This window comes from Streptococcus sp. HMSC071H03 (assembly GCF_001813035.1).
Taxonomy (GTDB): Bacteria; Bacillota; Bacilli; order Lactobacillales; family Streptococcaceae; genus Streptococcus; species Streptococcus anginosus.
The window spans coordinates 15,498-25,613 of the sequence record NZ_KV811169.1 but is presented as its reverse complement, the minus strand read 5'-3'; the positions used below and the strand labels follow the sequence as shown (position 1 = coordinate 25,613).

Below are 10,116 nucleotides of genomic sequence, written 5' to 3'. Positions count from 1 at the left end.
AAAAATTGGTGAGCAGCTTTGCCATTTTGCAGAAAAATTTGCCCAAGAAATGGGCTGTTACAACTTAACCCTTAATGTATGGAATGATAACGCTGGTGCCTTACGGTTTTATGAACATCAAGGTTTTAAACCACAAGAAACTATCATGGAAAAAGTTTTTAAAAAATAGGAAAAGTTCATGAGTAAGAGAGAAGAGAAGAAAACGGCGACAAAGCAGAACATTACGGGTTTTTCTTCGGTATCAATATTATCGGGGTTTCAATCATCAGTATGCTTAATCGTCGGTTAGTTGATCGTTTTTCTCTACGAAATCTCTTGCACATTGCCACTAGCTGTGCTCTTGCTTTTGCTCTTTTACTACTACTGTTTAATATTGGAAATTTTCGTAGTCTTTGGGCAGTCGTCTTTCCTATGCTTCTCATTTTTAGTACCAATGGTATCGTTGCAGCATGTTCAAATGCCGCAGCTCTCAATAGCGCAGAGGATTCGATGACAGGTTCAGCAGCCGCTCTCCTTGGCTCTCTCCAATACGGAAGTGGGATTCTTTCTTCCTTGCTCCTCGCTCTTTTTTCAGATGGCACTCCTAAAGCCATGGTAGTCATTATTTTTCTAGCCATTCTAGCTTCTACTCTAATGGCTTGGATAGCATGAAAATAAACTATAAAATAATAAGACAGAGGTGGTATGATCTCTGTCTCATTATTTTATCAGCAAATCCAACAAATCTTGATAGGACTGAAAATTATAAGTCGGTTTCGCTTGCGTATGATTACTCAAACTTTTAGGATTATACCAAGCCGTATCAATGCCTGCATTGTTTCCGCCCGCTATGTCTGCTGTCAAAGAATCTCCAATCATTAGAGTTCGATTTTTATCAAAATTTGGTATTAGCTCTGCTATTTTTTCAAAAAATAGAGCATCGGGTTTTTGCGTGTGGAGTTGCTCAGAGATGAAAATCTGATTAAAATAGGGGGAGATATCCGAGTGAGACAGTCGACCAGTCTGAATGAAGCCGATACCATTGGTAGCAGCGTAAAGTTCATAATCCGCCTCTGTCAAAACATCCAAGAGCTCACTAGCTCCAGTATAGGTCTGACCTTGCTGGGCAATATGCTGCTGGTAATGGAGAGCCAACTCGGCACCGTCCTTATCCATACCAAAGTGGTTAAAGAGACGAGAAAAGCGCGTATTAATCAGTTCAGATTTGGTCAGTTTTTCCTGTTCCAAGTCCCGCCAAAGAGCTTTATTCATAGGAATATAGTAGTCTTTATAAGCCTGAATATCAGCCACACTCTGCTCTTTTAGAAAAGCAGTCAAAGCCAAATCCTCCGCCAAATCAAAATCTAACAAGGTATGGTCAAGATCAAATAGTAGATATTTATAATACAATTTTGTCGTTTTCCTTTCTAGGGGATACAAACTATTTATAATTATTTGGAAAATATTCTTTTCCCAGCTGCCATAAATATTGGTCTATCTGTTTAAGATTGAATTGCTCTAGTCCGTAATAACTTCTAAAGGTCAGAATTAGGTTCTTGAATTGCTGGTAATCCTTTAAATCAGCATTCTTAAACTTTGCAAAATAATCTGTTTTTCTAAAGTACTTCAACACCTTTTCAACATAACTATCGTATATGGGATACGCTAAAGGATTGTGATGCGAGCAATGCTTAGTTGCAAAAGAATAGAATTTTCGCTGCACACCTTCTTTTATGGTTATATTTTGAATTTCATTTACTAGAAAAATATCACCACTCTTTAACCTCTCATCAATGTCAAGTGATAAAATATGTTTTGCTACAGGAAATATTGAAAAAAATATTAGTACTATAAAAGTCATTTAGTGTTGCAACCTTTAACAGAATATCTGAAATATCTGTATTTTTCGGTGATAGTTCAAAAAACAAGCGATCTAATGCAGTTTCTTGTAATTTATAGCTTTCAAGGTTAGCCCACTCTTGCAAATACTTTTCAACTTCCATGACAGTTGGTCTAGGCACAAGCATGGTACTTCGAGAAGTCTGTAAAACAGAAAGAGCAGAGTCTGCTAAAGAATCATAGGTATGTCTATCGTCATGACGAATAATAATTTCTTCTGTCTCTAGTTTTTTTTAATTCATCTAAGATATTCAATGTGTGATTTTCCTCTCCGTAGATAGATTCAGCAAGTTCACGTTGTTTCATTGACCTACTTTTCAAGAGCTCAATAATTGTTTCTTTTTGTTCCATTGTTATCTTGAACTTCCACACTATTCCTAGTTATAATTTGCTAGACTTATTATATCATACAGTATTAACAAACAGTGTTTTTCATAATCAGCTACTTCATCTTCAAATTTTGGGCTTATTAGAAAAAAGCTGGAACAACACTCTCTTCATTTATAATCTAAATTAATTGGGAATGACAAGTGCACAAAGAGTGATAAGCACTGAAAAAATTTCTGCAGCTGGGAAAATCGTCAACGAAAGAATGATTCCTAAAATCTTAATTGCAATGTCCCACTTCATCCAATGCAAACAACTGATATTCAATTGTTCAATTTCTGCTGTTTGATTGACTTCGACCAATGTGTGATAATACCAAAGGACTGAGAATGAAATCAACAGAACAAAGACTCCATAAAATACTTGCATAGTAGCATTGTTAAAATTTGAAGCCACTAATTTTGTTGTATAAGGGAAAAATGATGAAAAGAAAAGCATGATTATAGCAGTCCAGACTGTTTTTTGACTAATTTTCTCCACTACCTGCGATGAAGAGTGAAAGTTTGTCCACATAGCCCCAAGCCAGAAAAAGGACAATCCATAGGCAAAAAAATTAGTTCGGAACTCCCATAGACCTTGTAAATCAAAGGTTTTCGGCTTTTCCAGTTCCAATACCAAAATGGTCATAATAATAGCAATCACCGCATCAATAAAAGCTCCCAAACGCTCTTTACCCATTACTTGACGATTCATTTTTCTCTCCTTTTAAATAGTTCTTTAAAATATGTGACATTATACCACTTTTACAGTTGTAAATCAAAAGCATTAAAAAACGGCTTAAGCCGTTTTTTAGTCCTCAACAATTCAATTTGCAGAGAATTTTATGATAAAATTTCTGCTAAATTTGCAATCATATCTTTTAATTGTTTTTCAAGAATTTCAGGGCTAGCAGTAATGCTCATTAGTAAAGTATTTAAAGATTGCTCAAATTGATTAGGAAGAAGGTTCGCATGCGCTGCTGCATATGATATCATTCTCTTCTCGCCGGGGTGGGTCAATTCATTAACTGCAAAAATGATGTCAAAATAGGATTCTAAAAAGGCTGCTACACGATGATTGACACTGACAAAGTCTTTTCGTTTTGCTGCTTTTAAAATCTGCATATCGTAGGACGGCAAATGTCCGGTTAACAAACTAAAATTTCGTGAAATGATATTGTCTTTTAATTTTTGAGGAAAAGGAATGTCAAACCGTTTTTTCAATTTTCCGAACTCTCCATTAGCATCATAAAGAATCTTGCAGGTTTTTAAATTGTGCCAAAAGCAAGTGGTGTAGCCATTTCCTGCTTGGTGCTTTTCGACAACATTTTCAATATCTCGCGCAAAATCACGAATATTCCGATAAAGAATATCAATATCAATGCCATTATTTAAGGTACAGTCGTCTTCCAATTCCCAAAATTGATTGCTTATTTCCATATAAGAACAATATTGGGTCAAAATCAACTTCCGACTGTCTTCATCTGGAATGCTCGTGCAGTAAATATATAAATCATAGTCCGAAGTCTCATCATAAGTTTCTCCGCTACGAGATCCGCCTAAGGCAATCGCTATCACTTCTGGTAAATTGGAAAATGCTTTCCAAAGTTGTGTAAAAACTGTCATTTTCTCCTCCGATATAAAACTTTTCCTTATTATACATTATATTACTACAAGAAAAAACTCCTAAACTTCAATTTAGGAGCTTTTCATGTCTTACCGCACTTCTGCACCAATCGTTACTTCAAGAGACTTTTGGATTTTTTCCATATAACGAGCTACTTCCTCATCTTCCAGAGTATCCTCTGGATTTTGGAAAGTTAAGGTGTAAGCCATTGATTTCATGCCGAGTCCCAGTTTTTCACCTGAGAAGACGTCAAATAATTTGATATCTGTCAAGCGTTTCACACCAGCAGCCTCAATAGCTTCAACGACTTCTTTGTGACTGATTTCTGCTTTCAGAAGCAGTGCTATATCACGTGTTACAGCTGGGAATTTGGTAATTTCTACAAATGGTTTTGCTGGTTGCATTACTTGTTCAATCGCTGTCAAGTTGATTTCTGCTACATACGTTTCTGGGATATTATAATCCTTAGCAGTTACTGGATGAACTTGACCGACAAAACCAACGACTTGTCCGTCTAGTGAAATAGTCGCTGTACGACCTGGGTGCATACCAGCTAATGCTTGTGTCGCTGTGTACTCTACTTTTAGACCCAGACGGTCAAAAAGTGCTTCCAAAATTCCTTTTGCATAAAAGAAATCAACTGGTACAGCTGGAGTTTGAAAATCCTTTTCAGTAACCAAACCTGTCAAAGCAAAGGCAAAGCTGTTGATTTCAGTTGGCAATTCTTCCTGTGGATTCCCCGTTTGCTCGAAGACTTTTCCGATTTCATACAGAGCCAAGTCCTTATTTTTACGTGCTACATTATAGGTAACAGTATCCAAAATGCCAGCTACCATATTTTGACGAAGAACGCTGCGATCTACTGTCATCGGCCACATCAGCTCTGTCAAGTTACTTGGATTAGTGCTAAATTGCACAGCTTTTTCAGGAGTAGTCAAAGCATAGGTGATAACTTCTATCAAACCAGCACCTTCTGCAACTGTACGAACTTTGCGACGAAGTTTTTGGGTTTCTGTCAATTGGCCAGCTGTTCCGTCACCTTTTGGAAGAGTTGCTGGTAATTTATCATAACCATAGATACGCGCAATTTCCTCATAAAGGTCTGCTTCAATGTGAATGTCCCAACGGCGACGTGGTACGCTGACCGTGAATTTCTCTGCATCGCCAGTAAGACCAAAACCAAGGCGACGGAAAACATCTTCAATATCTGTATAGGTTAATTCCGTTCCAAGTACACGATTGACATCTGATAATGTTGAAACAACTTCAACATCTGATGTGTCCACTTGACCCGCTGAGACGATACCGGCTTGTACCGTTGCACCTGCAAGGTCTGCAATCATGCTAGCCGCAGCATCTAGAGCTTCTGTTACTGTCGCTAGGTTAATTCCTTTTTCAAAACGAGAGGATGATTCTGAACGAAGATTGAGACGTCCGCTCGTCTTACGAATGGAAGTTCCGTCAAAAACTGCTGCTTCAAGCACTACACGGCTTGATTGAGAAGAAATTTCCGTTGCAGCTCCACCCATGACACCAGCAAGAGCGACTGGCTTATCTGCTACCGCAATCACAAGATCGCTCGTTTCTAATTCGCGCTCTTCGTCATCAAGGGTTACTAATTTTTCGCCCGCACACGCTTCACGCACCACAATTTGATTGTCCTCAAAAGTATCTAAATCAAAGGCGTGCATTGGTTGTCCAAAGTAAAGTAGAATATAATTTGTCACATCTACCACATTGTTGATAGGACGAATCCCTGCATTCATAAGCAGATTTTGAAGCCATTGCGGACTTGGAGCAATGGTTACATTTTCCAAAATACGTGCTGCATAAAAAGGAGCCTTGTCCGTTTCAATCGCAACAGAAAGTTGTTCTCCAGCTTGCTCTTGTGTTTCCAACAACGGAAAATCTTTAAAATGAACCGACTTGTCGTAGATAGCTGCTACCTCATACGCTACTCCACGCATTGAAAGCGCATCTGCACGGTTCGGCGTGATAGAAAGCTCAATAATTTCATCATCCAAGTCAAGATAAGGAAAAACGGAATCCCCCGGTACAGCTTCTTCTGGCAAAATTTGAATACCGTCAGAAAATTCTTTTGGAACAACCGAGTCCGAAATGCCTAATTCTCCAAGGGAACAAATCATTCCAAGGGATTCTAACCCACGGATTTTTCCCTTTTTAATCTTGTAATTATCTGCAATACGAGCTCCTGGAAGAGCTACCATAACCTTGATTCCCGTTCGTACATTTGGAGCGCCGCAAACGATTTGTCGAAGCGCTTCTTCGCCAACATTCACTTGACAGACATGTAGGTGCGTCTCAGGAACCTCTTCACAGCTAACCACTTCACCAACTACAATTTTTGACAACCCCTCAGCAGGAGAGCTAACCCCTTCTACTTCAATCCCTGTCGTTGACATTTTTTCAGCTAATTCTTCACTCAGAACAGTTACGTCAACTAGTTCTTTTAACCATTTATAACTTACTAGCATAATTCATCTATATGAGTGCATAGAAATCTTTGAGAACTACTGTTTCTGCTCAAAAATTTTGCCTCATATTATTTCCTTTCTTTTTGAGGCTGGGACAAGTGCCCAAGCCAAGTGCTTTTTCGCTTAATTTAATTCTTTCCGAATGAGCCAGTCAATATCAACCGTTTCACCAGTCGCATATTCATGCTCACTAAAACGCTCAAAACCATATTTAAAGTAAAAGTTTTGGGCCTTAAAATTCTTTTCCCAAACGCCTAGCCACACCCATGAACATTTTCGTTTCATAGCTTCCTGCAGGGCAAATTCAAACATTTCCTTGCCAAAACCTTGTCCTTGATACGGTTTCAAAACATAGATACGATGCACCTCAAAAGCATTCCTCATTGAATAGTCTGCCTCTACTGGTTCAGTCTGTTCCTGCCCCCAGTTAAATTTGAGAAAACCAACAATCTTCTCTGTTTCATCTAACGCAAAATAGGTCTCTGACTCTACCAGTGCCAAATCCTTCTGAATCCGCTCAAGTGAGAGCTCATGCGCAAAATAATCTTGCATGTCTTCTGCCTTGATGTAAGGGCCAAAAGTTTCTAGATAAGTCTGCACTTCTAGTGCTCTTAGAACTTCAACCTGTTCTTCTTTTACTTTTATTAACATACATTTATTTAAATTGTTCTGAGAACCGAACATCTCCTTGATAGAAGCCACGAATGTCATTGATACCGTAGCGCAACATAGCCACCCGTTCTTGACCCAGCCCAAAAGCAAAACCAGAATAAACATCAGCATCAATGCCACTCATTTCAAGGACGCGTGGGTGTACCATTCCAGCTCCCATAATTTCAATCCAGCCAGTCTTTTTGCAGACATTGCATCCTTGCCCACCGCATTTAAAGCAAGAAACATCCACCTCAACAGACGGCTCTGTAAATGGAAAATAAGACGGACGCAGACGAATACTGCGGTCTTCTCCAAACATTTTTTGCACAATGAGCTGCAATGTTCCTTGAAGGTCTGCCATAGAAATATTTTTCCCGACAACCAAACCTTCAATTTGATGAAATTGATGAGAATGCGTCGCATCGTCCGTATCCCGTCGGAACACACGCCCTGGCGAGATCATTTTCAGAGGACCTTTAGAAAAATCATGAGCGTCCATAGCACGAGCTTGAACTGGACTGGTGTGAGTACGCAGCAAAATTTCTTCTGTAATGTAGAAAGTATCCTGCATATCACGTGCTGGGTGGTCTTTTGGTAAATTCATCCGCTCAAAGTTGTAATAGTCTGTTTCAACTTCAAAACCATCTACGACTTGATAGCCCATGCTGATGAAAATATCTTCAATTTCTTCACTTGTTTGGCTAAGAACATGACGATTCCCAGTAGGAATTTTCCGACCAGGAAGGGTGACATCTACTGACTCACTCGCCAACTGATTAGCAACTTTTTTCTCTTCTAGTAATTTTGCAGATTCTTCAAAAGCAGCAGTCAACACATCTCGTGCTTCATTGACATGTTTCCCGATAATCGGCCGCATATCAGCAGAGACATCTTTCATACCTTTTAAAATTTCTGTTAAAGAGCCTTTCTTTCCAAGGACAGAAACACGCAGATTCTGCATTTCTTTTTCATTTTCAGTTGAAATTTTTTTCAGCGACGCCAGAGTTTCTTCTCTAAGCTTATTTAATTGTTCTTCAATGGTTGACATAATTCCTCCAAATATAAAAAACCGCTTATCAGACTCCATAAGCGGAGCGTCGACACGCGGTACCATCCGTTTTCATCTGGTTTTCCAGACCTTAATTCTAAATCCCTTTGCAAGTGAATTTACCTAGTTTTCATCTAAAGAACTCTCAGTCTCTGGTTCTTCTCCCTGTCAAACTTCCCCTAAGCTACTAGTCTTGCGGATTCTTATTTAATTAGTTGATATTATACCAAATTTTATAGGACTTGTAAATAGACCTTGTTTAAAAATGCAATTGTATTCGACACACATTATAAACAGTAGTCAATTCTATACTAACTCGCTCAAGTATTCATAGCGCTCATATTTCTCCAAAAGTAAATCGTTTTTGCCATCCAACTCTTTTTGGAGTTCAGCGAGCCGACCGAAGTCCGAAGCATATTCCTGCATTTCCCGCTCAATAGCTGCAATGTCCTCCTCAAGCTTCTCTATATCTCCCTCAATAGACTCCCACTCCTGTTTTTCAAAGTAGCTTAAGCGCTTCTTTTCTTCTCGCACTTTAGCTACTTTTTCCTTTTCCGACTTTTGGGAAATGGCAGAGCTCTCTAGCTCAAAAGCTTTTTCATCTAAATAATCCGTGTAATTCCCGAAGTATTCTCTGATAGTTCCCTCTTCAAAGGCTAAAATCTTATCTGCTACTTTATCAAGGAAATACCGATCGTGACTAACAGTCATAACTGGGCCGGCAAAGCTTTGCAAAAAGTTTTCCAGCACCGTTAATGTCGCAATATCTAAGTCATTAGTCGGCTCATCCAACAGCAAAACATTCGGCTTTTCCAATAATAACTTGAGAAGATAGAGCCGCTTTTTCTCTCCTCCGGATAATTTTTCAATCAAAGTTCCATGAGTGGAACGAGGAAAGAGAAATTGTTCCAAGAGTTCGGCAATTGATGTCGTCCCCGCAGATGTCTTAACTTCTTCTGCGACCTCCTGCAAGAAATTGATAACGCGTTTGGACTCATTCAACCCTTCAATTTGCTGTGAGAAATAAGCCACACGAACTGTCTCACCAATGGTCAGTTGACCAGATTGAGGTGCTAATTTCCCAGCAATTAGATTGAGCAAGGTGGATTTTCCAACACCATTATCCCCCACAATCCCAATCCGATCTTTATTTTGAACTAACAAATTGAAATGAGAAAGAATCTTCTTGTCACCATAAGCAAAGCCCACATCTTTAAATTCAATCACTTTCTTCCCAATACGACTGGTTTCGAAATTCATTTCTAAGTCTTTCTGAGTCGCTTGATCAGACAAATCCTTTTTCAAATCTTGAAAACGATTGATTCGAGCTTGCTGCTTGGTTGCTCTAGCCTGTGGCTGGCGACGCATCCAGGACAATTCCTGCTTATAAAGCTGTTGTTTTTTATGGAGAAAGGCAGCATCTCGCTCGTCTTGTTCTGCTTTCAAACGGACGTAATCTTGATAATTTCCTTGATATTCAAGCAAATCTCCGCTGTCCAATTCAAAAATCCGCGTCGAAACATGGTCTAAAAAATAGCGGTCATGGGTAATAAAAAGAACTGTCTTTTGGGAATTTTTCAAAAAATTCGTCAGCCATTCGATACTATCAATATCCAAATGGTTGGTCGGCTCATCAAGGAGCAATAAGTCATCGTCTCCTAACAAGACTTGCGCCAATTGCACTCGGCGTCGCAAACCACCTGACAGGTCGCCGACCTTAGCAGATAAGTCGGTCAAACCCAGCTTAGACAAAACGGTCTTAACTTGACTTTCAATTTCCCATGCTTGAAGAGCATCCATTTCAGCCATAATCTTCTCTAAACGAGATTGATTGCTTTCATCATAGTTAGACAGCAATAACTCATACTCACGAATGAGCTGCATTTCTCGCAGATTGCTTGATAAAACCGTATCTAGTACCGTTTTGTCGTCATCAAAGTGCGGTTCTTGGGTTAAGTAGCCAATCTTATAGCCCGATTTAGCTGAAAAAGGATTAACGTCCCCATCAAATCCAGATTTTCCAGACAGAACATTCAAAAGGGTCGTTTT

At 39.1% G+C, this 10,116-nt stretch carries 10 protein-coding genes; 2 read left to right on the top strand and 8 right to left on the bottom strand.

The window, feature by feature from the left end; all coding sequences use genetic code 11:
• Both HMPREF2887_RS07305 and HMPREF2887_RS07300 read left to right on the top strand, forming a co-directional pair.
• A partial coding sequence (locus HMPREF2887_RS07305) for a GNAT family N-acetyltransferase (protein ID WP_148131510.1) occupies window positions 1-169 on the top strand: 169 nt, incomplete at its 5' end.
• Between the two features lie 101 nt (window positions 170-270).
• On the top strand, window positions 271-651 hold the full coding sequence (locus tag HMPREF2887_RS07300; protein ID WP_003024070.1) for an MFS transporter: 381 nt from the start codon (window positions 271-273) through the stop codon (window positions 649-651).
• A 48-nt stretch (window positions 652-699) separates the two neighbouring features.
• On the opposite strand, the gene HMPREF2887_RS07295 is transcribed toward HMPREF2887_RS07300, so the two are convergent.
• From HMPREF2887_RS07295 to HMPREF2887_RS07260, 8 genes are all read right to left on the bottom strand, one after another.
• On the bottom strand, window positions 700-1,389 hold the full coding sequence (locus HMPREF2887_RS07295) for a pyrimidine 5'-nucleotidase PynA (RefSeq protein WP_021001833.1): 690 nt from the start codon (window positions 1,387-1,389) through the stop codon (window positions 700-702).
• 31 nt (window positions 1,390-1,420) lie between these two features.
• Window positions 1,421-1,840: a hypothetical protein gene (locus HMPREF2887_RS10700; RefSeq protein ID WP_171004443.1), complete on the bottom strand. Its 420-nt coding sequence runs from the start codon at window positions 1,838-1,840 to the stop codon at window positions 1,421-1,423.
• A 551-nt stretch (window positions 1,841-2,391) separates the two neighbouring features.
• Window positions 2,392-2,943 (bottom strand): TMEM175 family protein, encoded by a 552-nt coding sequence (locus tag HMPREF2887_RS07285; protein ID WP_041784122.1) that lies wholly within the window; start codon window positions 2,941-2,943, stop codon window positions 2,392-2,394.
• 143 nt (window positions 2,944-3,086) lie between these two features.
• Entirely contained in the window at window positions 3,087-3,869 is a 783-nt protein-coding gene (locus HMPREF2887_RS07280) for a nucleotidyltransferase domain-containing protein (RefSeq protein ID WP_003024059.1), read from the bottom strand.
• A gap of 90 nt (window positions 3,870-3,959) precedes the next feature.
• The gene (pheT, locus tag HMPREF2887_RS07275) at window positions 3,960-6,365 is read right to left on the bottom strand and encodes a phenylalanine--tRNA ligase subunit beta (protein ID WP_057489702.1); all 2,406 of its coding nucleotides are present in this window, start codon (window positions 6,363-6,365) and stop codon (window positions 3,960-3,962) included.
• A gap of 123 nt (window positions 6,366-6,488) precedes the next feature.
• Window positions 6,489-7,016, bottom strand: a complete 528-nt coding sequence (locus HMPREF2887_RS07270) for a GNAT family N-acetyltransferase (RefSeq protein WP_049517548.1) — start codon at window positions 7,014-7,016, stop codon at window positions 6,489-6,491.
• 4 nt (window positions 7,017-7,020) lie between these two features.
• Window positions 7,021-8,067 (bottom strand): phenylalanine--tRNA ligase subunit alpha, encoded by a 1,047-nt coding sequence (gene pheS, locus HMPREF2887_RS07265; RefSeq protein ID WP_041331712.1) that lies wholly within the window; start codon window positions 8,065-8,067, stop codon window positions 7,021-7,023.
• Between the two features lie 306 nt (window positions 8,068-8,373).
• The coding region (locus tag HMPREF2887_RS07260; RefSeq protein WP_084740988.1) for an ABC-F family ATP-binding cassette domain-containing protein at window positions 8,374-10,116 on the bottom strand (1,743 nt) is incomplete at its 5' end.

What these genes read in the sequence shown, in the direction of transcription:
- pheT (WP_057489702.1), bottom strand. Translation starts at nt 6,365, where the DNA reads ATGCTAGTAAGTTATAAATGGTTAAAAGAACTAGTTGACGTAACTGTT.
- HMPREF2887_RS07285 (WP_041784122.1), bottom strand. Translation starts at nt 2,943, where the DNA reads ATGGGTAAAGAGCGTTTGGGAGCTTTTATTGATGCGGTGATTGCTATT.
- HMPREF2887_RS07270 (WP_049517548.1), bottom strand. Translation starts at nt 7,016, where the DNA reads ATGTTAATAAAAGTAAAAGAAGAACAGGTTGAAGTTCTAAGAGCACTA.
- pheS (WP_041331712.1), bottom strand. Translation starts at nt 8,067, where the DNA reads ATGTCAACCATTGAAGAACAATTAAATAAGCTTAGAGAAGAAACTCTG.
- HMPREF2887_RS10700 (WP_171004443.1), bottom strand. Translation starts at nt 1,840, where the DNA reads ATGACTTTTATAGTACTAATATTTTTTTCAATATTTCCTGTAGCAAAA.
- HMPREF2887_RS07280 (WP_003024059.1), bottom strand. Translation starts at nt 3,869, where the DNA reads ATGACAGTTTTTACACAACTTTGGAAAGCATTTTCCAATTTACCAGAA.
- HMPREF2887_RS07300 (WP_003024070.1), top strand. Translation starts at nt 271, where the DNA reads ATGCTTAATCGTCGGTTAGTTGATCGTTTTTCTCTACGAAATCTCTTG.